The following is a 24,062-nucleotide window of genomic DNA, read 5'->3' as shown; positions in this document are numbered from 1 at the left end:
CTTCCGCCTCCCCTTTTCTTTTTCCTAACAGCGACGGTCGATCCCGCTCACCGGGGCACTTTGCACGTGAAGTGTCTACAAAGAAATCGCCCAGATGAAGGCAGGACCGCTTGAAGCGATAGGCCAAGCGACCCGGGCAGCATCTTGACGGGATGGGGGATCGGATAGTCCTTCTTTGGTATTCATAACATTGAAGTTGCAGCACCCGGGAGTTGGCGCGTTGGGACTTGCGCCGGTCTCGGCGAGATCCGGTGGAATTGGATGGGGCACGTCCCTTGCGCCCCCGTGCGAGGGCAAAACCCCGAGTGGACCACCCGCTTGGATCTCGGAAAGACTCTTTGCTGCGGATCGCTCCGCGGGGACCTTACATGACCCGACTTCGCATGCGCTGGGCTGCGGCCATCGTGCCGCTCGCAGCGCTCGTTGCGTTCACTCCAGCCAAGGCCCAGGAGTACTTCGGCCGGAACAAGGTCCAGTACGAGACCTTTCCGTGGAAGGTCCTCAAGTCGGACCACTTCGACAACTTCTTCTATCCGCCGGAATCGCTGATCGTCCACGACGCGGCGCGCATGGCGGAACGCTGGTATTCGCGTCACTCGGACACCTTCCGACACGCGTTCGATCGCAAGTCGCTCGTCTTCTACGCCGATCACCCGGACTTCGAACAGACGAACGTCATTGGTGAGCAGCTCGAAGAAGGCACGGGCGGTGTCACCGAGTCGAACCGGACCCGCGTGATCATGCCGTTCACCGGCATCTACTCGGACAACGATCACGTGCTCGGCCACGAGCTCGTACACGTCTTTCAATACAACATCGCCGAGGGAACCCCCGGCGGCGGTCTGATGCGCCTCGACGCGCTCCCGCTGTGGCTCATCGAAGGTATGGCCGAGTACTTCTCGCTCGGCCGCGAGGATCCACTGACGGCGATGTGGATGCGCGACGCGGTGATGCGCAACAAGTTCCCGACCATCAAGCAGCTGACGATGGACCCGCGCTTCTTCCCGTATCGATACGGTCAGGCGCTCTGGGCGTACGTCGGCGGACGCTGGGGTGATCGCGCAATCGTCGACGTCTACCGCTCGGCGCTCCGTCTCGGTTGGGACGCCGCACTCGTGCGCGTGCTCGGTGAGAACAGCGACTCACTGTCGAAGGATTGGGCTGCCGCGAACCGCGCCATGTATCTGCCGCAGGTGGCCGGCCGCCAGCATCCGGATAGCATCGGAACCAAGCTCGTTGGTCTGTCGCGCAGCGGCGACTACAACCTTGCACCAACGATCAGCCCCGACGGCAAGCTGTTCGCCTTCTTCTCATCGAAGAAGAACCTCTTCGGTATCGACCTGCTCGTCGGCGATGCGCAGACTGGGAAGATCATCAAGAAACTCGGTGGCCCGTCGAGCGATCCGCACTTCGACGCCATCAGCTTCATCAATTCCGCGGGCGATTGGTCGCCGGACGGAAGCGAGTTCGCCTTCGTCGTGTACGCTGAAGGCGCCAACGAAATTGCGATCCTGAACACGAAGAGCACGAACGTCGAACGCCGTATCAAGCTTCCAGGCATTGGCGCCGTGAACAGCGTGTCGTGGTCACCCGATGGCCACACGCTCGCCTTCTCCGGACAGGCCGGCGGTATCAGCGATCTGTACTTGCTCGATCTGAAAGCCGAAACGATTCGTCAGCTGACGAACGATCGGTACGGCGACATTCAGCCCACGTGGTCGCCGGACGGCAAGACGATCGCGTTCTCGACGGATCGCGGCGCACAGACCGATTTCAATACACTCAAATTCTCGCCGCTGCAGTTGGCGACGTATGACCTGGCAACGGGCCGCATCAGCGTGTTCTCGCCGTTCGCCAAGGGCAAGCACATCAATCCGCAGTTCTCGCCCGACGGCAAGGAAATCTTCTTCGTCTCCGATCAGGACGGCTTCCCTGACATCTATCGGCTAAACCTCGCAAGCGGTCAGGTCTTCCGCGTCACGAAGGTTGCCACGGGCGTCAGCGGCATTACGACGATTTCGCCTTCGCTCTCCGTGTCGCGTCAGACTGGCAAGATGCTGTTCTCGACGTTCTACGATCAGGGCAACGAAATCCGTGGCTTCGACGCGGCGCAGACCGTCGGTGAGGCCGTAGCCGCGCCATCGGTGGCGTGGGAAGGTGCGCAGCTGCCGCCGCCACAGGTGACGCGCAGCCTCGTCACGAGCTACCTCGCAGACCCCATCGCCGGACTGCCGAGCGGCAATGAGTTCGCCGTCGAGCCATATCGCTCGTCGTTCTCACTCGACGCCATCGGCCAGCCGAGCCTCGGCGTAGTTGCAGGCGGACCGTTCGGAACGGGCGTCGCAGGCGGCGTATCAATGATCTTTGGCGATCAGTTGAGTGATCGACAGATCTTCGCCGCGATTCAAGCGAATGGAAGCGTGAAGGACATAGGTGGCGCGCTGCAGTACTACAACATGAAGAACCGTTGGAATTACGGCGCTGGAATCGAACACATACCGTACCTGACGGGGCAGGTATATCTCCAAGACACCACGCTCAGCTCGGCGGGTGGCCCCGTCGCGGCGTATTCGATCAACCAGATTCTACAGCGCGTCTACATCGACCAAGCGTCGGCGTTCACCCAGTATCCATTCTCGACGACGAAGCGACTCGAGATTACGGGCAACATCACGCACTACGGCTTCGACACAGAACTCTTCAAGACGACGTTCGTCGGCAACACGATCGTCGATCAGAGCGACGAGAAGATCACGTCGCTGTACAAACCCGTGTGGTTCGCCGAGCCGTCGATCGCGCTCGTCGGCGACAACTCATTCTCTGCATTCACATCGCCGGTCCAGGGCGAGCGATATCGACTTCAGGTCACGCCAACATTCGGATCGGTGACCTATCAGACCGCGTTGGCTGATTATCGTCGATACATATTCATGCGCCCGTTTACGGCGGCGTTCCGCGGTATCTCGCTCGGTCGCTACGGCAGCGGCGCCGAAGATCCAAACACGACGTGGCCGATCTACCTCGGCGACGAAACGATGATCCGCGGCTACGGATACAACTCGTTCTCCAACGACGAGTGTCAGGTGAACGGAACGACGCCCGGCAGTGCCGCGGCGCAGGTCGGATGTCCGACGTTCCAGCGTCTGTTCGGCAGCAAGGCCGCGGTGTTCAACGCCGAGTTGCGCATTCCGCTCTTTGGCACGGAGGGCTTTGGTCTGATCAACTTCCCCTTCCTGCCGACGGAAGTTTCGCCCTTCTTCGATGGCGGTGTGTCGTACACGAACAATCAATCGCCCGACTTCCGCTTTACCCGATCGGCGAACGACATTCCGGCCAAGTGTCAGGCAACGTCGACGACAACACCGCAGCAGATTCAGGCACAGGCGTACTATCCGTGCGCTGATCGCATTCCAGTGTTCAGCACCGGTCTTTCGTTCCGGTTCAACCTGATGGGCTACGCGATCATGGAAGCGTACCTCGCGCACCCGTTCCAGCGCCCGCAGAAGAATTGGGTGTGGGGCTTCCAGCTGGCGCCGGGATGGTAAGTATGAGGCGCTGGGCGCTAGGCACTGGGCGCTAGAGATTCGGAAGGCGCGGAGCTTTGCTCCGCGCTTTTCGTTTTCTGTAAGGGCGTGGACGGGTACTACGGGTCGCGGAGGAGCCCCGCCGAAGAAGCCTCACGGAGGATCGCCCCGGGCTATCACCACTTCCCGAAACGCGACAATCATGGCCGCGATCTCGCGCGATTTAGCCATCAGATCGCGATCTTCATCGCGAAGCAAACCGACGTCGCTCAATTCCTCGATACCATCATCGAGTTCATTGGCCGACGCCACGGAAATGCGAAGGAAGCGCGCAAACTCCTTCGCCGTTCCCCGCCCCGACCTTCCGAGATGTTGTGGCGAATCGAAATCGCGGACCGTATCAACTGATCGCCGCGCCGGCGCTGCTCGATCAACGGCAGCTTCTGCACGAGAAGATGCACTCGCCTCGATAGGACTCGAGCCCTCCGCCAGATCTCGAGCTTTCTGAAATCGCTCATGGTGTACTCGCTGCTGGTCAGCAAGTATCAACCAGACACGCCCCACCATCACAACCAAACGCGCGCAGCGCGAGTCCTTTTCTCTAGCGCCTAGCGCCTAGCGCCTAGCCCCTAGCGCCTCATTTCCAATCGTACAACTCCCGATACACTTCAGCATTCCGCTGCACCAGCCGCACGTAGTCTCTCGTCTCCGCAAACGGGATTCGCTCGGCGAACAATTCCGGATCGGCCGCGCCCGCCTTCGTGACCCAGCGCGTCACGCGTGACCCACCGGCATTGTACGCCGCGAGCACACGCGGCACCGCGCCATGTTGTTTGATGAACGCCGCGAGATGCGCCGTGCCGAGTTGCAGGTTCGCGTCCGGATCGAACAGGAGGGCAGGATACCACACCGGATACGTCAACGCGCGCGACACCTCTTCGCCGACTGATGGCAACACCTGCATCAGCCCGCGCGCTCCCGCTACAGATACGGCGCGTGGATTGAACGCCGATTCCTGTCGAATCACCGCCGCGACGAGCACTGGATCGAGCGCGTTTGTCTTTGCGTCGAGCGCAAGCTCGTCTCGATCCAGAAGCGGAAAGAGCAAACGGTACGTGCGCAGATCTCGGTGCCCGGTGTCGACCAGTTTCTGCGCCAGTCGAATCGCGCGCGACGACTGGCCATGATCGATCAGCGCATGCGCTGTCGCCGACAAACGTTGCGGCGATGCGTTCGCTGCTTCGTCGAGCGCGTCGTACTCGAAACGCGCTTCGACGTCCATGCCAAGCCGCTCGAGTAAAACAATTCGAGCGATGGCACTGTCCACCGAAGGCATGCGCGGCACCGAGTCGGCAGTGCTCTGTGGAGACCACGCCCGATCGCCCAGTCGCTTGCTGCTCGCGAAGGCGTAGTAGGACACCGGCTGTTGCGTCATCACGCGCTGCCACCGTTCCTTCGCCAACGCTTGATTGCCTGCATCAGCCCACGCCCGTCCGCTCCAGAAGCTCGCGGCGAGCGATTCCTCCGACCGAGGCATCAGCGTGTTGAGCGAATCGAACTCCTGTGCAGCAGCCGCAGGGTTTCCGCCCGCGAGCGCAATGATCGCCGCGTTGAAGCGAGCGTTTGCAGCACGCGCGCTCGTGGGATACACGCGGTAGAGCTGTTGATACATTCCGCGCGCCACATCGTCGGTCCCGTCGTCCGTCGCGAGATCGGCGAGCAGAAAGAGCGCCGCACCCGCTGACGCCGTATCCAACGGAAATCCGGCAACCGTCGCGCGAAGTGCAGCCACCGTTTCGTCGCGCGTCCCGGACGTGAGCAGCACGCGCGCGCGCTGATACGCGGCCTGCCCGGCGAGTGGACCTTGCACCGTCTGCAGTTGCGCCAGCGCATCGCGAGAACGACCGACACGCGCCAACGCCTGCGCGTACTGCAAACGGTCGCTCGGCGTGATGAGCGTCGGTGCCGTGATGGCGCGCGCGAACGCGGTGACCGCGCGCGCTGGTGTATTCGTCGACGTGCCGCGCCCAATCACAAGCTCCTCGGCGGGGGAGAACGAGGTGAAGCCACGATCGAGAACGTCCACGGCGCTCCGTGCATCAGCCGTATTCGGACGTGCGCGGATCACGGCAAGCAGTTCGTTCTTGACGACGTCACGCGTCGCGGTATCCGATGCGACCGAAAGTCGCAGACGAAGCGCCTGCACCGTTGCGCCGAGTCGCGTGTAGCGCGACGCGGCGCCGAGCGCGTCGTTGAATCGTTCACGCGCTTGCGCTTCAGTCCAATTGACGCGCGGCTTCGCTGCAGCCAATGAGACTTTCGCAAAGAGTTTGGCGCGTTCCGCGGAATCGACCTCACTGCCCGCGGCGCGCAAATAAAGCCATGCGCGCACCGGCTGAAGCGTCTCGGCTGCACGCACATATGCGGCGGCCGCGCTGTCGAACATGTTGTTTCGCTCGAAGGCACGCGCGAGGAGAGTGAGTCGCACCGCTCGCACACCGTCGCTCTTTGCGTCGCGAAGCGCGGCGGTCGCACGTGGCCGCGCCGCGGTGTCCGCGCCACGCTCGAGCGCCGAGCGCGCGAGAAGCTCGCGCCCTTCACCCTCGAACGACGCGTCGAGCCAGGTCTCCTTGGCGATCAGCTTTTCGACTTCCTGCCAGCCGCCCCAGCCAGCCGCTGCTCGCGCGGCAACGAGCAGCGCGGCCGGCGTGCGTTGCCGGCTGTCGCGAAGCACGGGAGCCATGATCTGCGTCGCCCGCCAGGGATGTCCCTGGTCGATCGCATCCTGCGCCTGCTTGAGGGGTGCGCTACGCGCTATTTCGCCCGCTGCCGGATCCTGCCCGAAAGCGACCGACGCGACCTCTCCGCCCGCATTCGATTCGTGCGAGGAATTGCAGGCGAGCAGGGCTGCTGTGACGCACAGAAGAAAGCGCTTCATGCTGGAGCGAGAAGATCAGGAACCGTACCGCTCAGCGTACCGCTCGCAAAGAGGCTGGCGTGAGGTTCAGGGCACCGCTGTCGCGACGCGCGTGGGCTTTACGGGCCCCCTTCTCGACGTACATCGCACGATCGGCGCGCTCAATCGCCGTGGAAAGCTGCTCCGAGCTCGCGTAATCGGCGGTCCCCAGGCTGACCTGCAGGGCGATCGGTTCACCCGACGCCGTGCGTGCTGGCTCGGCCGTGTCGATCGCGTGGCGAAGCCTCCCAAGGACGTTGGACGCGTGCGCCGAGGGAAGCACGAGGAGAAACTCGTCACCGCCCCAACGGTACAGCTTGTCGTACGGACGCAGCGCGCCGCGCAGTACGTCGGCGCAGCGGCGAATGAGCTGGTCGCCGACCGCGTGCCCGTTCTGATCGTTCGCCCGCTTCAGGTTGTCCAGATCGGCAATGACCACCGTGCCGAAGGTCGCGCGCACCATTTCCAAGCCCACGCCTTCGGCGAACGCTCGACGATTCAGCGAGTCGGTGAGTGGGTCGTACAGCGCGTCGCGTCGCAGACGATCGTGTGTCAATCGAAGCTCGGCCTGGGCGTCGTCGACCTCTCGCTTCGCGTCCTCCATGAGGAGCAGAATCATCGAGTAGCCGAGCAGCACGTTGGCGCTGAGATCGAGGTACGAGTTGTACGCGGTGATCCAGAGCGAGGCGTCGACGAACGGACGAGGGCCGTCGAGGAGGATTACGACGAAGACCGCACCGTACACGCACCAGAGCGCGGCGAGCAGTCCGAAGGCAGCGCCCGTCGCGGTGCTTCCCGCCGTTCTGCGCGGTCGCGGCAGCGAGAGCATGGTCCACGCGCAGTAACCGAACACCGGGAAGGCAATGGCGCTCTGCCACACGACCATCTCGTTCAGCCCTCGGCGAACGAGCATCGACGACACGGTTCCGAAAATGGCGCCAAACAGCCACAGGTGGCGCGTCGCTCGAATTCCGGCGGTCGTGCCGACGAGATAGATCACCGTCCCGCGCACGAAGAAGACGAAGCCCACCACCTTGCTCGCCTGATAGACGAGATAGAGGCAGCGTGTGGCGAAATCCCCCTCGTCGAGCTGAGTTCCGGTAATGCCGGGAACGAGGATGTAGCGGATGACGAGGGCCGTGATCGCCACGGCAAAGGATGCCCACGCCGACGCCCAGGCGGAGAAATAGGCGCGCCGCAACACGAAGCGGCGCAGCGTCAGGAACAGGGCAATCAGCATCAGAGCGCCGCCCAACTGCACGACGACACCCACGAACGCGAGGACGGGAAAGGTTTGCGAGTGAGGCTGCATTGCGGCGTCGGCGCCGGTCTGGAGGAGGTCGATCAGCCTTACCTAGCTAAACGCCCAATCCCCCGACTCGTCACGCGACGTACGCCCAGGCCCACCATCGCTCGCAGAATCCAACAGTCATCGTGCCTTTCGCAATGAAACAACGGCCTGAAGGCGAACCTTCAGACCGTTGTTTCATCGCCGCGGAGGAGAGGACGTGCCCACCCGCACGCCCGCGCTCACTCGCGCGTCGGCACTCCGTTTGGAGCCCTAGATGCCGGGCTTACCGAATCTCTGCCCCTTACCCTTCGCCGCGCGATTTGCGGCGTGCTTCTGGAACGCTGCGACGTTGGCGTCGAACTTCGCCTGATTCTCGGCCGAAAGTGCGTTGCGCACGTCGTTGCGTTGCGCGAGCATCAACTGTTGCATCTGATCGCGCTGACCCTTGGACTTCTCCCACAGCGCGCGAACCGCAGCGGTATCTCCGCGCTGTCGCGCGGCACGCATTGCTTCCATTTGCGGCTTGTTCTGCTCACGCAGCGTCTTCATCTGTGCCGCATGCTGCGCATCTACAGACTTGAGGTTCGCCTTCTCGGCGTCGCTCAGCGTGATACCGCGCAGAAGCGGATTGCGACCTGGGCCATGACGACCGGCGGCTCCGGCGTGTGCGTGCGGAGCAGCGGTCGCCGGCTGTTGGGCAGACGCGACGGCAACTCCACCGAACGTGAGCAGAGCGCCAGCCAGCGTCAAACGAATATGTCTCATGGTGGACCTCCACCATTCAAGGTTGGGGCGCACGATTGCGCCTTCACCCGGTAGACGTCCGCTCGCGTCGCGCGTTAATACGACCTCGACGCGAGCCAAGTCCAATAGCCGCTGGAACTTTGGAACAAACGCCAGTCGCCTAGCCCGTGTACGCGACGGCGCTGATCTCGACCAGAATTCCTCGTAGGTCAGCGCCGAGCGCCGTTCGCGTCGGATAGGGGAATGGCATCAGCTCCTTGTACGCTGTGTTGAACCGACCCCAATCGTCTATGTCTGCCAGGTACACGATCACCGAGACGACATCGGAGAGCGAAGCCCCCGCAGCGACGAGCGCACGTTGTACATTGGCAATGACCTGCTTCGTTTGGGATTCGATGTCGTCGCCCACGAGCGCGCCGGTCACCGGGTCCCGAGGTACTTGACCCGAGACGAAGACAAAGCCGCCTGCACGCGCGGCGGGTGAGTACGCACCAACCGGCGGCGGTACGTCGCCGCCAAGCATCACCGATTGCCACTGCCGTTCGCCCTGTGCCATTTTCGGTCTCCACTGAATGAGGATCGCGCACTGAAATGCCGCTGACGATCGCCGAGCTCGAAACGCCGATTCCCGTCGTCGACCTGGATAGACTCGACCGTAATCTCGACCGGGCTGCCGAGTACGCAACCGCACACGGCCTGGGTCTGCGTCCACACATCAAAACGCACAAGTCACCGCGCATCGCCGGCGAGCAGCTTCGTCGTGGCGCCGTGGGCGTGACGTGCGCAACGCCCTTCGAGGCCGAGGTCATGAGCGAGGTGTGCAGCGACATCCTCGTCGCCTACCCTCCAGTCGGACCGCGCCGCGCCGCCCGCCTTGCCACACTGGCCAAGAAAGTCAGGCTCACCGTTGCACTCGACTCCGTGCAGGCCGTTGACGAGCTGTCGCGCGCCGCGACTGAAGCCGGTAGCACCATCGCCGTGATCATCGAACTCGATCTCGGTATGCATCGCGTGGGACTTCCCGTCGTCGACGACGCCATCGCGCTCGCCCGCGTCGTTCGTGACCGGCCGTCGCTGGAGTTTGCTGGAATTGCGTTCTATCCGGGCCACGTGCGCGAACCGGTCGATCAGCAAACACTCAAGCTCGATCAGCTGCAGACAACCATTTCCGCCGCGATTGCCGCCTTCGACGCGGCCGACCTACACCCGGCGACCGTCAGTGGCGGCTCGACGCCCACGCTCTGGCGCACGCACGAACTGACCGGCGTCACGGAATTTCGCCCAGGCACGTACGTCTACAACGATCGCACGACCGCGGCGATCGGCGCGTGTGCTTGGGAAGATTGTGCGCTGACCGTTCTCGCGACGGTCGTGAGTACCGCTGTCCCTGGCCAAGCTGTCATCGACGCGGGCACCAAGGCACTCGGCCGCGAACCGATGCGCGGCGCTGATACAGTGGATGGCTTCGGATGCGTGCTCGATCACCAGGACGTGTTCGTGAAGAGCATGTCGGAAGAGCACGGAATTCTCGACCTGTCCAAATCGTCGTGGCGGCCGACGGTCGGCGATCGCGTGCGAATCATTCCGAATCACGTCTGCATCGTCGTGCATCTGAACGACGTCATCGCCGGCATTCGCGGCGACGCGGTGGAGACGAGTTGGCCAGTCGCGGCGCGGGGTCGAGGCTACTCGCTATAGCAGCGACGGGAACTTGGTCGCGATTTCTACTTCGCGACCAAGTCCTGATATTCGGGATGACGTTCCAGATACGTCTTCACGAACGGGCAGTCTGGCACGATCGAGAGATGCTTCGCGCGAGCGAAGTCCAGCGCCGTCTTGGCCAAAAGGCCGGCGATGCCGCGACCACCCAGGGCTTCGGGCACTTCGGTGTGAATCAACACCAATTTCCCGTCTCGATCGTAGCGATATCGAAGCTGCGCGAGCCCCTCGGGAAACCGAATCTCGAATCGGTTGGCGGCCACATTGTTTTCGATGAGTGGCGCGGTGGATTCGGTCACGAAAACCTCTGGTGTGCTCGGGACGACAAATGTCCCGAGCAGGCTGAGATTGCGCTAGTGGGCCATTCCCGCCGAGCCGCGGCCCTTCCCCGTCTTGAACAGGAACAGGAGTGGAACGGACGCCATGAGGATGATGCCGCTGATGATGTAGATGCGTGAGAACGCCAACACGCTCGCCTGCGCCGAGATCTGACGGTCGAGCATCATCAGGGCCTGCTGCTTCGCCGCAGCAGGATTGATCCCGCGTGAGACGAGTCCGCGAGTAATCTGCTCGAGCCGACCGAGCGTCGTGGGATCCATCGTAGTCAGGTGCTCGGTGAGCAGCGCCTTCTTCTGTACGGTGAATCGCGTCAACAGCGTCGCCATGATCGCGATGCCCATCGATCCACCAAGCTGTCGCGTCAGGTTGAACATGCCCGTACCCTGCGCGAGCTCGTGGTCCTTCATTTCGGCCATCGTCGCGCCCGTGAGCGGGACGAAGATCAATCCGAGGCCCACGCCGCGCAGAATCAACGGCCAGAACGTTTCGTGCGGACCACTCACCAGCGTCATGCGTGACAGCATCCACATGGCAATGAAGAACATTGCCGAGCCGATGGCCACGGTCCAACGCGCGTCGAGCTTGTTGGCATTCTTGCCAACGAACGCCATCGTGAACGCCGACGCGATTGCGCCGGGGAGAATCACAAGCCCAGTCTGATTGGCGGTCAGTCCGTGCAGGCTCTGCAAGAAGATCGGCAGCACGAAAATCGATCCGAATAGCGCGAGACCGAGCACCGCGGCAATGCTTACGCCTGCAGCGAGCTGCCTACTTTTCAGAACTCGAAAGTTGATGATCGGCTCATCGATCGTGAGCTCGCGCCAGATCAGCAACACGAACGACACGATCGACGTGAGTGCCAGCCCCGTTACGAGTCGTGACTCGAACCAATCGTACCGCTCGCCCTTCTCGAGCATGAACTGCAGTGAGCCAACACAGGTCGCAAGTAGCAGGAACCCTATGACATCGACGCTCTCGGCCCGCTCCTGATGCTCTGCGTCATGGACGTACGAATACGTCATGAGCGCGGCGAGGATGCCGAGCGGCACGTTGATGTAGAAGATCCACGGCCAGTTGTAGTTGTCGACGATGAACCCGCCAAGCGTTGGCCCAATCGTTGGTCCGACCATGACCCCGACGCCGAACATCGCCTGGCCAATGCCCACTTCTTCCGGCGGGAACGCTTCGAACAACGTGGCCTGTGCCGTGGACAACAGGGCACCGCCGCCGATGCCCTGAATCACTCGCCACAGAACGAGCCCGCCGAGCGACGTGGCCGCACCGCAGAAGAATGACGCGACGACGAACAGAATGATCGATCCGGTCAGATAGCGTTTGCGGCCGAAGTACGCCGACAACCATCCTGACATCGGGATCACGATCACGTTCGCAATGATGTAGCCCGTGGAAACCCACGAAATCTCATCGAGCGTGGCGCCGAGATTCCCCATCATGTGAGGAATCGCGACGTTCACGATCGACGTATCGATCAGCTCGAGCACCGCGGCGAGTGTCACCGCGATCGCGATCAGATATTTGTATTTGTACTTGTCGCTGCTGGCAGCAGCGGCCGTTGCAGGTCCGAACGTTCCGATGCGCGGACCTGCCGTCAGCTGTGTCGTGTTTGCCATAACTAGGTCCTCAGCGCTACGCGCTAGACACTAGAGATCAATCACACTTGCCAGGCGCTGCTTGTGTATCGACGTGCACGTTCACCGACATGCCCGGGCGAAGCGGCTCATTCGGGCCAAGGCCCTTCGTTACGTGAATACGAACCGGTACACGCTGCACGACCTTGGTGAAGTTGCCAGTCGCGTTGTCAGGAGGCAGTAGCGCGAACTTCGAACCCGTGGCTGCGCTCAAGCTCTCGACACAACCCGTCGCCTTGGCGCCGCCGTACGCGTCGACCTCGATCTCGACCGGCTGACCAACGCGAATATCGGCAAGCTGCGTTTCCTTCATGTTCGCCGTGATGAACACGCCGGTATCCGTTACGATCGTGAGCAACGGCTGGCCGGCCTGAATCAACTGGCCCGGCTCGACTGCCTTGCGCGACACGATGCCCGTCGCAGGCGCCGGCACTTTCGTATAGCTCAGCTGCAACGCTGCGTTGTCGCGCGCCGCTTGTGCGCCCTGCATGCGTGCGGTTGCCAGTCTCACGCCCGCTTCCGCGCTGGCGATAGTGCCGCCAGCTGCCGTCGTCTGCCGCTGGAGTGCCACGACGTTTGCCGCTGCCGCCTCGGCCGCTGCTCTAGCTGCGTCGAGCTGTTGGCGTGACACGATCTGTTTGCCAACCAGCTCTTCCATGCGCGCGAGGTCGGCCTTCGCCTTGTTCTCGTTTGCGCGAGCGGCCGTGATCTGCGCATCGAGCGACGCGCGCTGACCGGACGCCTGGTCGACCATCGCTTGTGCCTGGCCATTGGAGCCAGCGCCGCCCGCCGTCGCACGCGCCGCGGCCAGATCGGCCTCAGCTTGCGCCAAGCGAACCTTGTACTCCGACGGATCGATCGTCACGAGCAACGAGTCGAGTTTCACGTGATCGTTGTCGCCCACGTTGACCGCCTGAACGTACCCACTCACTTTCGCGAGCACGGGAACGAGGTGGCCGTCGACGGCTGCGTCATCTGTCGACTCGTGCGCGCGTCCATAGCTCCACTGTTTGAAGCCCCAGAACGCGGCGAGCGCTGCGAGAACGAGCATGATGGGGAGAACGACGCGACGCTTGCCGCCCTTCGGCGGCTGAGGTGCCGCCGAACCGGCAGCGCCGGCATCGCGATTGTTGACTTCCTGCTTGAGAGCTGTTGCCATGGTCGGAACCGGTGTCGATGGGGTGTTCTGTTAACGAAGCTGTGAAACGGTCCCTTCGGCTCGCGCTAGCGAGACTCGGGCGCCTTGATACGACGTAAGCGCGTCGATCAAACCCGTCCGCGCCGCATTGAGAGTGACTGATGCCGTGATGACGTCTGCGTTCGATGCGACGCCCGCGCGGAAACGTTCCTGCGCCTGCGCGACTTCCTGCTCGGACAGACGCTGCCGTTCACGCGCCGCGTCCACCTGTTCGCGCGCAGACGCCAGGTCGAGCAACGAACTGCGCACGTCGAGCGAGATCTGTTGGCGAAGATCGCGGCGTCGAACTTCGACTTCGCGCGACATCGCTTCCTGTTCCTGCTCCTGCGCAGAGCGACGTCCGCCGTCGAACGCCGACCAACTCAACTGCACGCCGTAGGTGTACGTGTTCAGGAGATGGTTGATGAAACCAATCTCTCCGTCGTTACCGAATGCGCTGACGCGCGGGAGCTTCGTTGCCTTGATCGCCGACAGCTGCGACTGCGAGACACTGAGCTGCGCATCGAGAGCCTTGAGGTCAGGGCGCGTTCGCAGCGCGATGTCGACTGCCGCTTCCTCTGTCGTCGCTTCCGAATACGGCAGCGACGCCAGCGAGTCACTGAGCTGCAACGGCGCATCGAGCGAGATGTTGAGCGCGCGTCTCAGATCGAGCGCGGCGCGATTGCGATCGTTCCGTGCTCCAATGAGCTGCGCGCGCGCATTCGCCAACTGCGATTCGGCGCGCGTGACGTCGAGCGCGATGCCGACGCCGGCGGTCAACTGATCGCGAGCAATCTGCAACAGACTCGCGGCCAGCGTGGAGTCAGCGATACGCGCCTGCACGGTCGCGTCGCTGCGCAGCGTGCGCACGTACGCGATCGCTGCGTTCGACGCAGACTGTTCGGCGACGGTCGCAACATCGGCGGTCGCAGAGCCAACACCAGCCTTCGCCGCGTTGACGCGCTGCTTCGCCGCGGGATCGTATACCGACTGAACGACCTGTCCGCGGAAGTCCCAGATCTTGATCGGACCGAGGATCTGTCCATTCGGATCGAGAATCGGCTTTTCGCCCGGCGCCGTTGGGAGATTGAATCCGAACGTCGCGCTATTCACCGTGCGGCTCGACCAGTTCGGCTCGGCGTCGACCTGTGGAAGCAACGCCGCCTTCTGTTGATTGACGCGCGCCTGCGCTTCCTGAACGCGAAGCTGCGCGTTCTGGACGTTCGCCGTCTGCGCCGCGGCCAGTCGAGCCGCATCGCCGAGCGTCAAGCGCCGCGGTTCAGTCGGTGTCTGGCCTTCGGCCGAGCGCACGAGGAAAGCAAGCAAGGCGACGAGCAACGAAAGCCCGGCGCCAATACGAATGATTCGAGGAAATGTCGCGTTCATGATTTCACGGCGCTCAGCGCGCGCTCTTGCGCACCGGTTGCCCGTATGGCGTGGAGATAAAAATCGATGATCTCGCTCAGGACCTGCTCGTCGTTCTTGTTCGCAACGGATTCAAAACAGTTGCGATGTGTGCACCAGAGCCCGTGCATCACGAACATCGACGCCAACATGCGCGCCGCGACCAGCGGCTCGATGTTGCGGAACTCTCCCGACTCGATGCCTCGGACAATGATGGACGAGATGAGCCGGTGCCCACGCGCAACGACCTCCTGCGCGTAGAACGATGCGAGATCTGGAAAATTCTGAATCTCGGCGTGAATCAACCGGAAGAGCGGCGCGAACTGCGCGGACCGAATGAACTTCCAGTAGTCGCGCATGAACAGCACGAGGAGCTCGCTCGCCGTGCCAGACGCGGCGCTCATCAACTGCTCGCGCTGCTCGATCTGCGTCACGACGGTGTGTCGGACCATTTCCCGAAACAGCTCTTCCTTATTCGGGAAATACAGATAGATGGTGCCCTTGGAGAGCCCAGCTCGCTTGGCGATGTCCTCGAGGCGCGACGCCGACAGCCCCCGCTCCCCGAATACCTCGAGGGCGGCGTTCAGGATCTGACCAGGCCGCTCGCCGGGAAGCCGGCGCCAGCGTGGTTCTCCTGGATTCTGTTGATCGTGGGCGTGGGCCATCTAAACACCTTACTGCCAGCGTTTTAACCGCTTTTCCGCGTCAGAGAAAATAACTGACGCGTCAGTAAGATATTCGCTTATGGCCGCCCACGCAACCCAGTCCCCTATCGCAAGGGTCTGGGCTGATCGCTCGGGCCCGCCGTTCCCGGCGCAGGCGGGCCCGAGGGTTCAGGCCGCCTGCGATGGGCGCTCTCGGCGCCCTGATTCCCGACTAGTCTCGCCGGTACACGAGCACATACCCTGGATCGTTCTCCGTTAGAGTATGCTCATCGGTCAATACCATCTGATACCCGCCGCTGCCATCCGACGGTTGGAACGTCACGGTCGTTCCATTGACGACGAACGTGCCGCGCAACGTGTCGACCTGCATTTGAATTCCGGCGGGAGCGGTGAGCCGAATCGAATAGATCTCGTTGTAGCTGAGATCATTGCTCAGCGTCATCACGCTCTGCGTCAACTCCACCTTGGCGGTGTCGTTCTGTCCGAGAAGAACCGGAACGGGAACCGCGTTGATACTCAGAAGCGCGTACACGCCTTGGACACCGCGCGTTGCCGGTGCGACTGAGTTGTTGCTGCTGTCACACGCAATTGCCGCCACCGCCGCACAGAGCAGTACAAGCCGCCGCATACATCCTCCGGAGTTTTTTAGGCACGAACGGAGGGGTGCTTTGGCAAGACGCGCTCCGGGAGCTACGTCTCGGGGCGGTTGTTCTCCAACCAATCGTAGGCTGCGGACACATCACCGCGTGTCAACGCATGCGCTCCCGGTTGCCACGACAGGGTGACATCTGCGCCGAACACACGCAGTAGATCGGCGAGCCGTTCCGGATGATCGGGCGGTACGATCGGATCCGTCTTACCAGCTCCAATGAAAATTCGCTTGTCCGACAGCGACAGCGGCTGCTCGGGAACGAACGGGACCATCGGCCGAAAGAGAATCGCTTCGGACAGCGCGTCGGGCGCGGAGAGCAGTACACTCCCCGCGATGTTCGCTCCATTCGAGAATCCAACGGCAATGAGATGATTCGCATCGAACCCATACTTGCTCGCCGCTGCGCCGAGGAACGCTACGAGATCCTTCGTGCGCGCATGCAGATCCTCGATGTCGAACACACCCTCGGCCAATCGCCGAAAGAAGCGCGGCGCGCCGTTCTCGAGAACGGTCCCGCGAGGACTCAGTAGTCCGGCATCCGGCGCAAGCATTTGGCCGAGCTGGATCAGATCGTTTTCGTCGCCGCCCGTCCCATGCAGCAGGAGGAGCGTGCGCGGATCGTCGCCGTCAGGCGGGATGTAACGGTGTACGTATTTCTCGAGCGCGTCGGTCACGTTCGCCGTGTTCTGGCTGGGAGTTACCCACTAATGTAGAAGAGCAGGTCAACCGGCGCGCGATTATTCCTATCATTCGACACCATGGATTCCGTTCGGCTCGACAAGTGGCTGTGGGCGGCCAGGTTCTACAAGACCCGATCGCTGGCCACGGAAGCGATCGCCGGGGGCAAGGTCGATCTGAACGACGACCGCGCCAAACCGTCCAAGGCCGTGAAACGCGGCGACCAGATCCGCCTGCGGATTGGACCGTATGAGCATACTCTCATCGTGCGCGAACTCGGGGAACGTCGCGGGCCCGCATCGGTGGCGCAAACGCTGTACGAAGAAACCGAAGCCAGTCGTCTCGAGCGCGAGCGGCTCGCCGCACAACTCAAGATGGCGCCCGCCGCTTTCGTCTACGAAGAAAAGGGCCGGCCAACCAAGAAGGACCGCCGCGACCTCTCTCGCTTCATCGACCGCAAACGGCGCTGACTGCCTGGCGCCCTACGGCACGCCGAGCTGCTCGAGAACCGCGCGTTTGATCGCGTGTCCGCCGTCGAAGCGAATGGTGTCGACGGGAATTCCCACGGCCATCAGACGCGCCTCTTCGACGGCGACCATTGCGGCGTTGACGTACTGATCGTGCTCGCCGATGACGATCGTCACGCGCGCATCGTGCAGCGACGCCCGCCCCCGCGACAGATCCGTCTCAGGCGGTGTGAGCCCTCCCCACAGCACCAGCCTCGCTGCTGGTACGCCCCCCGCGGCAACCCAGCGCGTGGCGGTCGCAGCGCCCTGCGAGAAGCCCAGCACACCGACAGTCGCCCCATCGCTCACGGCCGACGACGCGACTTCCGTGTACAGCGCGTCGAGATACTCGATGTAGTCGGCCATCTCGCTCTCGCGATCCTCGCGCGTCATCCACGTAGCACCGACCGGCCGGTCCTTCGCCGGTGCCGTCTCCGGCGTCACGAGATAGAACCGATTCATTGCCTCGGGCGCGACGACCAACGACTCGTCATTCGCGAGAACGGAGCAGTAACGAACGAACTCGCCCGCGAGTTGTCCATGACCATGCAATACGAACCACACGGTCCGCGGCGCGGTGTTTCCGCCACCGAGAGTGTAGTAGCGCGCCGTGCGTTGAACGCGGATGTGATGCGCGCGCGGTGCAGGTGGTCTCGTATCAGTCACGCCGAGAAAAGTACTCGCTCGGCGTGATGACGGCTAAACGCTAGCGGCCGCCTGGCGTGGCTGCGGAAAGTAGCTGCGCTTGCGTCGTGCTACGCTGAAGCAGATCGATCGCCCGAACCAGCTGGTGATCCTCGGACAGGTTGCGCTGCTTGGCTGCAGCATCGCCGAAGGCAATGCGCGCCACGCGGTGCGCGAGATCGTGCGTCAGAAACGCACGGGCGGTCGCGTCAAACTTGGGATCGATCTTGACCTTGGCCGCGGCAAGCCGGCGCATGAGCTCTGGCGTCCATTCGGGCGGAACCGTAAAGCCCTTCGACACCGTTCCCTTCAGCGACAACGCATAGTCCTGAAGCTCGGTGTTGACTGCCTGGAGCTGCGGCGCGAGTGTGCGAAGGAAATCGCGCTCCAACGTGGAGATCGTGTCGTCTGCCACGACGATGTCGGGGCGAATTCCGCCTCCGCCAACGACCGAACGACCCCCGTCCGACTTGAACATCGGACGCTGCGTCGTGTCTTTGAGCGAATCCGGATGCACTTCGACGAACGATCCGTTCGGCAGCAGCGTGCGCTCGCGATGAATGGATCGACCACTCGGCGTGTACCACTTGCCGGTCGTGATCTTGAGCTGATATCCACCCTGCAGCGAGTACACCGACTGGACGAGTCCCTTGCCGAACGACGTCGAACCGATCACGAGCGCGCGGTCATGATCCTGCAGCGCACCAGCGACGATCTCGGTTGCGGAGGCCGAACCACCATCGAGCAGCACGATGAGCGGAACGTCGAGCGCCAGATGCCGGCCGGCTGACTTGAGAACTTCAGTGGGTTGATTGCGTGAGCGAACGCTGGCGATCTCCTGCCCTTCGCGCAGGAACAAGCTCGACGTTTCCAAGGCCTGTTCGACGATGCCGCCGCCGTTGTCGCGCATGTCGAGCACGAGACCGCGTGCGCCTTGCTTCACCAACTGGTCAACAGATGCGCGAACTTCATCCGCAGCGTTCTCGTTGAACGTCTGCAGCGGGACGTACCCGATGTGGTCGCCGAACATGCCGGTGAACGCGACTGCCGGCACTCGCACGATGCGTCGCGTGAAGCGCAGCTTGATCGTTTCGTTGACGCCTGGGCGCGAGTAGGTGACTGCCACCTGCGAACCGACTTCGCCGCGCAGAAGGTTCGAGACCTTGCCGAGCTCCAGCGTCGACGTCGAATTGTTGTCGACCGAGAGCACGTGGTCGCCTTCGCGGACTCCGCCTTCTTCTGCGGGCGAATTCGGGAAGACGCGATCGACGACGATCACCCCCGGCGACTGCTGCACGATCGCCATACCAGTGCCGCCATAGCGCCCACCGGTGGAGCGATTGAAGTCCTCGGACTGCTTTGGCGACAGTAGCTCGCTGTACGGATCGTTCAGCTCTTTGACCAGCCCGCGCGCCGCCTTCTCATATGCCGCGGCCGTTGGGAGCGTGTCGACGTACTGCTGGCGAACGAGCGACATGACCTGATCGAACAGTTGCGCATTCGCGTGAACGGGCGGTTCCTGGAGGAGGAAACCGCCCGCGACGATCGGTACGACGAGCAGCGACGCCGCTGCCGCAGTGCGAAAACGTGGCATTGAGTGCTAGAGAGCTGGTTGGTCGCTCAGGAGGTTGGCGACGTGCTCGGGCGACCCTCGACGCGGCGCTCGGGGCACTGTGCCTTGCGCTCGGTACGGGGGGCCACTGCCTGCGGGGTATGCCCGTCGGCGTACAACACACGACCGCGGGCGGCGCGAAGGTCGCGGCGCTGTTGGTCGAGTAGCGGCTCAGGGCGCGTCGTGGGGGCGACGGCGGCAGTTGCGGGAGCCGGAATCGGTACGACACCGCCGTAGCCGGAGGAGCGTCGCGTGGGATCGACCGGGCCGTTCATGCCGACAACGAGCATGATGACCGGCGCGAGGGAGTGCCTCGTAACCTTCCCCCAGCCACGCTCGATCGACCCGGTCATACCATCACTCCTCGAGAGGGGTGCCGCTGTGGTGCAGACTAAGATTTGCCGCGAATCTTGTCAACAAAAAACTCGGGGGACGAGTGGTATCCGTCACTCGCTAAGGCCTTGTCGCACCGTTTTTTACGAAATGCGTACAAATGGATCCCTACTTCGCCGCACCCAGCTTCCAAATCCCGCTCAGCATGTCCGAGGCGTACACGTTGCCAGCCAGGTATTGGACGCCCCAGACATACACAGGCCGATTCAGCTCGATCAATCCCGTTCCCAGCTCGCGACCCATCGCCCTGAGGTCGCACCGAGAGAGACCGGAGCCAGAATCCAAGACCTTTTGCGCCGCCGTACAGCTGCCCAACTCGCCTCGGACGTCGATCGCGCGAACGCCGCCGTTGTAGTACGCCGCGTAGAGCACGCCATTCGTCTCGTCGACGGAGAAGTTGTGCGTTCCCGCGCCGTCGATGTGGTAGACACCCACCTCCTTCGGCTGTGTCAGGTCGCTGACGTCCACCACGTGGATGTCGCCGCGTGAGCTCGAGCCGATCGACCCCGGGCCCTCCTCGCCAACGAACGCGAATTTCTTCCCGCCGCTCGCATCGTGGAGCCACCAGATGTTGTGGACCTCGCCCCCGAGCGTTTTGACGTTGCCGAGCACGACGGGACTCTCGGGAGTGCCGCCGCGCCCGCCGCCGCCCACGTCCCAGATGTCCATGCCATCGTTCCAGAGTCCCACGAACAGCAATCCGTCGCGTACGTAGGTGTCATGAACGTACGGGCTGCCTACCTGCCTCACGAACACCTGCTTCGGCGCAGCCGGAACCGACAGGTCCACGATCACGATGTGCGCGGGAGCCGCGCTGCTCGGATCGATCGATAGGAAGCCATACAGCTTCCCATTCACACGACCAATCTCGGCGGTATGGACGCCGCCGCTCGTCTCGGGCGTGATGAATCGCGCCAGGAGGGCTGGGTGTTTTGGATCGGTCAGATCGTACGTCACGATCGATCCATTCGACGTTTCCGTCGCCACGACGAGCGTCTTGCCGTCGTCACTGATGGCAACGTCGCCCGTTGTGGTCACGCCACTGATGATCAGCGAGTCGACGAGTTGCGGACACGCGCCACTGACGTCCCAGATGTTGATCTTGTTGCCCTGAGCACGTCGCACATTCCATGTCGACGTATAGGCAATGCTACCGCGCACGGCGATTTCCGCGGTGTACCGCGTCGTATCGAGTCCGATGCCGAGAACTGGCAGCGTCGCCGGCGATGTCTTCGCGGGCTGCGGGTCGACGGTGATGCCAGCGCAGGAAGACGGGCCATTGAATCCCGTACCAGGCGACGACGCATCGCCGCTACAGCCGGCGAGCGCAATACCGCCGACGACGGCGGCAACAACAGCGGTTCGTGTCAGAGACTGCATTGGGAAGTCAGGGGGTGGGCTGACAAACCTGGCGACATATCATGCGCGCCGCTCGGCATATCGGGCATGTCCGGCATTCCGGGCATGCTATGAGACTCACCTGGCACCGCGCGAGTTCCCAAATTTGCACTTGGTAGGGCTGCTCCGTAGCGCCCCATCCGAACATGCGGCATTCCGGCCACGAGCCGTGCGCCTACGGACACCATCCACATTCGGTTTGCGCCGTAGCGAAGGTCCGGATTGAAGATTCCCGGCGGATTGCCGGCGGCAGCGCCAATCCGCTCGATCTCGACGAATGGACGGGCCGAGAAAATACCGGCGCGAGCAGCCGGACTCGAAATCGAGAGAGTGAACGTCGTCCACCGCGACACGCCAAGGTTCGACAAATCGTGCGGTGGGCGTGGCGTTCGAAAGGGATCGCTGAGGCGTTCCTCTTCGGGGCGATCGGTGCGCTCGGCCCGAGCAGCGACAATGACTCCGGCGCGACAGTACGCGCCCTCAGCCAGCACGCTATACAACGAGGTGATTGTTTCGCCGCGATCCAATTCGTTCGTGCGCTCCCATTCCACGAGTGCGTAGCTCGCTGACGTCGACATCTGTCGCGCATATCGGCCCACGACGCTCGCTTTGTGCTGGTCGAGACCTGCCCCGCTTCGTTCTTCCGGCGAGCGCACGCGAGCCAGACTTCCACTCAATTCCATGCCCGCGAGCGGCAAGAGCGTGAGACGCGACGACCACGAGTCGCCAAAGCGATTCCAATTCGGTGAACTGCCGGGATTCAATGGTTCGTCACCGTTGAACGTTCCAACTTCGGCAATGACCGGCCCGCGCTGAACAGCGGCAATCGCAACGGCGCGTTCGAGCACCTGCGCGAGGTGATGGTTGATCGGGTACTTCTCGAATGGACGCACCATCGGATCATCACTGCCAAACGGGGCGAAGCCGCGCCCGACGAACGCTGACGCCTGAAATCCGAACTTCGTTGCGTCCGCGCCGGCGACGAGTTCGTGCACATACGCGTGCGGATGACGTCGATCGACGTACCCTTCACCGTAGCCGCCCGTGCTCAACTCGCCGCGCTGGAGCGTGAGCCCCTCGAAGTTGAACATCGCGTTGAGCCGAAACACGTTCCACGCAGCGTGTCCCATGACGATCGGCTGCGTGAGATAGGCCTCAGTGAGCGCCGACCCCGTTGCGGTCGGGTCGGCGCGCGTCACCACGGGAATTGCCTGCGCCGCAACGGACACGGCCTGAGCGGCCGAGTCGCGCGCAAGCACGAGCCCCGCTACAGTGACGAGATGCCAGATACGCATGCGCTCAAAGCTAGTGCCCGGCAATCGGAGTTGCGGGCGACGGTTTCGCTGGCGATTCCTGTCGTCTTCGTACAACTCGGCTTCACGGCGATGGGCGCGGTCGACACGCTCATGGTCGGGCAGGTCTCGGCGACGATGCTCGCCGCGGTGGCGTTGGGCAATCTGTATTTCATGACGGTGTCGTTCTTCTGTTCGGGCACGTTGATGGCTCTCGATCCACTCGTCGCACAGGCGATCGGTGCCGATGACAGCGCGTCGGTCGCGCGCGCCATGCAGCGAGGCCTCCTGATCGCGCTCGGTCTGTCGGTCTTTGCGGCTGCGCTGTTCGCGCCTGCTGGCCCATTCTTGCGTGCGGTACATCAACCAGCGGAGATCGCACCCGACGCCGCGCGTTATCTCCTGATCTCGATCGCGGGCGTGCTACCGTTTCTTGCCTTCGTCGTACTGCGACAGAGTCTTCAGGCCATGCATCGCGTTGCGCCGATCGTTTGGACGATCGCACTCGCGAACGCCGCGAACGTCGCGCTCAACTGGGTGTTCGTGTACGGACATCTCGGCAGTCCAGCGCTCGGTGTCGCTGGCAGTGCCATTGCCACAGCGGTGAGCCGATGGTTGATGTCCATTCTTCTGTTGGCGCTGGCTTGGAAGCACCTGCGTCCCAATCTCATTCCGATTCGACGCGACAGTTGGCAGTGGCCCGCGATTCGAAGAATGCTCACGCTCGGGCTGCCTATCGGCGTGCAGCAAGCGCTCGAAGCGGGCGCGTTCTCCGCGATCGGCTTGTTGATGGGCGTGCTCGGCACCATCGAGATGGCGGCGCACCAGATCGCGATCACGCTTGCGTCGCTCACCTTCATGGTGCCGCTCGGCGTTGCCACGGCGACCTCCGTACGCGTGGGCCATGCGATTGGTGCCGGCGACGACGCCCGCGCGCGCTACGCCATTCGCGCTGGGTATCTATGCGGCGTGGGCTTCATGACGCTGACCGCCGTGGCATTCCTGACCGCGCCGAGTGTTTTTGCACGCGCGTTTACCGATAACACAACCGTGATTCGCCTTGCGTCGGTTCTCATTCCGATCGCCGGGGTGTTTCAGGTGTTCGACGGCGCGCAGGCGGTGGGTGCCGGTGTGCTGCGCGGCGCAGGCGACACCACGGCCCCACTCTTGGTGATGCTCGGAGCGTATTGGCTGGTCGGCGTTCCAGTCAGCGCGTATCTGGGTTTTCATACGGCAATGCGCGCAGCGGGACTCTGGTGGGGCTTTGTGTTTTCGCTCGCCGCCGTTGCCCTATTCCTCTACCTACGAATTCGCGTGGTGTTCAGTCGCGAATTACGGCGCATTCACCTCGAACATCCGCGTGCGGACGACTAGCGCCA

At 62.8% G+C, this 24,062-nt stretch carries 22 protein-coding genes; 4 read left to right on the top strand and 18 right to left on the bottom strand.

All coding sequences use genetic code 11. From position 1 onward, the window contains the following. Positions 1-368: 368 nt before the first annotated feature. The gene (locus AC6H4Z_RS07455) at positions 369-3,545 is read left to right on the top strand and encodes a peptidase S9 (protein WP_497546120.1); all 3,177 of its coding nucleotides are present in this window, start codon (positions 369-371) and stop codon (positions 3,543-3,545) included. A gap of 132 nt (positions 3,546-3,677) precedes the next feature. Here AC6H4Z_RS07455 and AC6H4Z_RS07450 read toward each other — a convergent pair whose 3' ends face one another. From AC6H4Z_RS07450 to AC6H4Z_RS07425, 6 genes are all read right to left on the bottom strand, one after another. Further along, positions 3,678-3,836, bottom strand: coding sequence for a hypothetical protein (locus AC6H4Z_RS07450; protein ID WP_497547090.1), 159 nt, complete (start codon positions 3,834-3,836; stop codon positions 3,678-3,680). Continuing rightward, positions 3,794-4,042 carry a four helix bundle protein gene (locus tag AC6H4Z_RS07445; protein WP_497546119.1) on the bottom strand — a complete coding sequence of 83 codons (249 nt, stop codon included), beginning with the start codon at positions 4,040-4,042 and terminating at the stop codon, positions 3,794-3,796. Before AC6H4Z_RS07445 ends, AC6H4Z_RS07450 begins: the two co-directional genes overlap by 43 nt. 119 nt (positions 4,043-4,161) lie before the next feature. Continuing rightward, positions 4,162-6,462 carry a lytic transglycosylase domain-containing protein gene (locus tag AC6H4Z_RS07440; RefSeq protein WP_497546118.1) on the bottom strand — a complete coding sequence of 767 codons (2,301 nt, stop codon included), beginning with the start codon at positions 6,460-6,462 and terminating at the stop codon, positions 4,162-4,164. 31 nt (positions 6,463-6,493) lie between these two features. Beyond that, entirely contained in the window at positions 6,494-7,792 is a 1,299-nt protein-coding gene (locus AC6H4Z_RS07435; protein ID WP_497546117.1) for a GGDEF domain-containing protein, read from the bottom strand. A 249-nt stretch (positions 7,793-8,041) separates the two neighbouring features. Continuing rightward, entirely contained in the window at positions 8,042-8,536 is a 495-nt protein-coding gene (locus AC6H4Z_RS07430; protein WP_497546116.1) for a Spy/CpxP family protein refolding chaperone, read from the bottom strand. A 139-nt stretch (positions 8,537-8,675) separates the two neighbouring features. Further along, complete coding sequence (locus AC6H4Z_RS07425; RefSeq protein WP_497546115.1) at positions 8,676-9,071, bottom strand: RidA family protein; 396 nt, start codon at positions 9,069-9,071, stop codon at positions 8,676-8,678. Positions 9,072-9,106: 35 nt separating this feature from the next. Between AC6H4Z_RS07425 and AC6H4Z_RS07420 the strand changes: the two genes are divergently transcribed. After that, positions 9,107-10,213, top strand: coding sequence for an alanine racemase (locus tag AC6H4Z_RS07420; RefSeq protein WP_497546114.1), 1,107 nt, complete (start codon positions 9,107-9,109; stop codon positions 10,211-10,213). 26 nt (positions 10,214-10,239) lie between these two features. Here the strand turns inward: AC6H4Z_RS07420 and AC6H4Z_RS07415 are convergent, their stop codons facing one another. From AC6H4Z_RS07415 to AC6H4Z_RS07385, 7 genes are all read right to left on the bottom strand, one after another. After that, positions 10,240-10,533 carry a GNAT family N-acetyltransferase gene (locus tag AC6H4Z_RS07415; protein ID WP_497546113.1) on the bottom strand — a complete coding sequence of 98 codons (294 nt, stop codon included), beginning with the start codon at positions 10,531-10,533 and terminating at the stop codon, positions 10,240-10,242. Between the two features lie 54 nt (positions 10,534-10,587). Further along, entirely contained in the window at positions 10,588-12,204 is a 1,617-nt protein-coding gene (locus AC6H4Z_RS07410) for a DHA2 family efflux MFS transporter permease subunit (RefSeq protein WP_497546112.1), read from the bottom strand. Between the two features lie 37 nt (positions 12,205-12,241). Then, positions 12,242-13,381, bottom strand: a complete 1,140-nt coding sequence (locus AC6H4Z_RS07405) for an HlyD family secretion protein (RefSeq protein ID WP_497546111.1) — start codon at positions 13,379-13,381, stop codon at positions 12,242-12,244. A 30-nt stretch (positions 13,382-13,411) separates the two neighbouring features. Next, positions 13,412-14,785, bottom strand: a complete 1,374-nt coding sequence (locus AC6H4Z_RS07400; RefSeq protein ID WP_497546110.1) for a TolC family protein — start codon at positions 14,783-14,785, stop codon at positions 13,412-13,414. Next, positions 14,782-15,468 (bottom strand): TetR/AcrR family transcriptional regulator, encoded by a 687-nt coding sequence (locus tag AC6H4Z_RS07395; protein ID WP_497546109.1) that lies wholly within the window; start codon positions 15,466-15,468, stop codon positions 14,782-14,784. Before AC6H4Z_RS07395 ends, AC6H4Z_RS07400 begins: the two co-directional genes overlap by 4 nt. A gap of 211 nt (positions 15,469-15,679) precedes the next feature. Next, positions 15,680-16,096 carry a hypothetical protein gene (locus AC6H4Z_RS07390; protein ID WP_497546108.1) on the bottom strand — a complete coding sequence of 139 codons (417 nt, stop codon included), beginning with the start codon at positions 16,094-16,096 and terminating at the stop codon, positions 15,680-15,682. A gap of 62 nt (positions 16,097-16,158) precedes the next feature. Next, positions 16,159-16,794 (bottom strand): alpha/beta hydrolase, encoded by a 636-nt coding sequence (locus AC6H4Z_RS07385; protein ID WP_497546107.1) that lies wholly within the window; start codon positions 16,792-16,794, stop codon positions 16,159-16,161. A gap of 84 nt (positions 16,795-16,878) precedes the next feature. Between AC6H4Z_RS07385 and AC6H4Z_RS07380 the strand changes: the two genes are divergently transcribed. Beyond that, the gene (locus AC6H4Z_RS07380) at positions 16,879-17,268 is read left to right on the top strand and encodes an RNA-binding S4 domain-containing protein (RefSeq protein WP_497546106.1); all 390 of its coding nucleotides are present in this window, start codon (positions 16,879-16,881) and stop codon (positions 17,266-17,268) included. A 12-nt stretch (positions 17,269-17,280) separates the two neighbouring features. On the opposite strand, the gene AC6H4Z_RS07375 is transcribed toward AC6H4Z_RS07380, so the two are convergent. From AC6H4Z_RS07375 to AC6H4Z_RS07355, 5 genes are all read right to left on the bottom strand, one after another. Next, the gene (locus AC6H4Z_RS07375) at positions 17,281-17,970 is read right to left on the bottom strand and encodes an alpha/beta hydrolase (RefSeq protein ID WP_497546105.1); all 690 of its coding nucleotides are present in this window, start codon (positions 17,968-17,970) and stop codon (positions 17,281-17,283) included. Positions 17,971-18,010: 40 nt separating this feature from the next. Further along, on the bottom strand, positions 18,011-19,582 hold the full coding sequence (locus tag AC6H4Z_RS07370; protein ID WP_497546104.1) for a S41 family peptidase: 1,572 nt from the start codon (positions 19,580-19,582) through the stop codon (positions 18,011-18,013). Positions 19,583-19,608: 26 nt separating this feature from the next. Continuing rightward, on the bottom strand, positions 19,609-19,953 hold the full coding sequence (locus AC6H4Z_RS07365; RefSeq protein WP_497546103.1) for a hypothetical protein: 345 nt from the start codon (positions 19,951-19,953) through the stop codon (positions 19,609-19,611). A 148-nt stretch (positions 19,954-20,101) separates the two neighbouring features. Further along, positions 20,102-21,373 (bottom strand): LVIVD repeat-containing protein, encoded by a 1,272-nt coding sequence (locus AC6H4Z_RS07360; RefSeq protein ID WP_497546102.1) that lies wholly within the window; start codon positions 21,371-21,373, stop codon positions 20,102-20,104. Continuing rightward, positions 21,361-22,686: a hypothetical protein gene (locus AC6H4Z_RS07355; RefSeq protein ID WP_497546101.1), complete on the bottom strand. Its 1,326-nt coding sequence runs from the start codon at positions 22,684-22,686 to the stop codon at positions 21,361-21,363. The genes AC6H4Z_RS07360 and AC6H4Z_RS07355 overlap by 13 nt, the downstream gene beginning before the upstream one ends. On the opposite strand from AC6H4Z_RS07355, the gene AC6H4Z_RS07350 reads away from it, so the two are divergent. Continuing rightward, positions 22,672-24,057 carry an MATE family efflux transporter gene (locus AC6H4Z_RS07350; protein ID WP_497546100.1) on the top strand — a complete coding sequence of 462 codons (1,386 nt, stop codon included), beginning with the start codon at positions 22,672-22,674 and terminating at the stop codon, positions 24,055-24,057. The genes AC6H4Z_RS07355 and AC6H4Z_RS07350 overlap by 15 nt on opposite strands. Positions 24,058-24,062 lie beyond the last annotated feature (5 nt).

The sequence above is a fragment of the Leucogemmata humicola genome (genome assembly GCF_055379415.1).
This window is presented reverse-complemented; position numbering and strand designations above follow the sequence as displayed.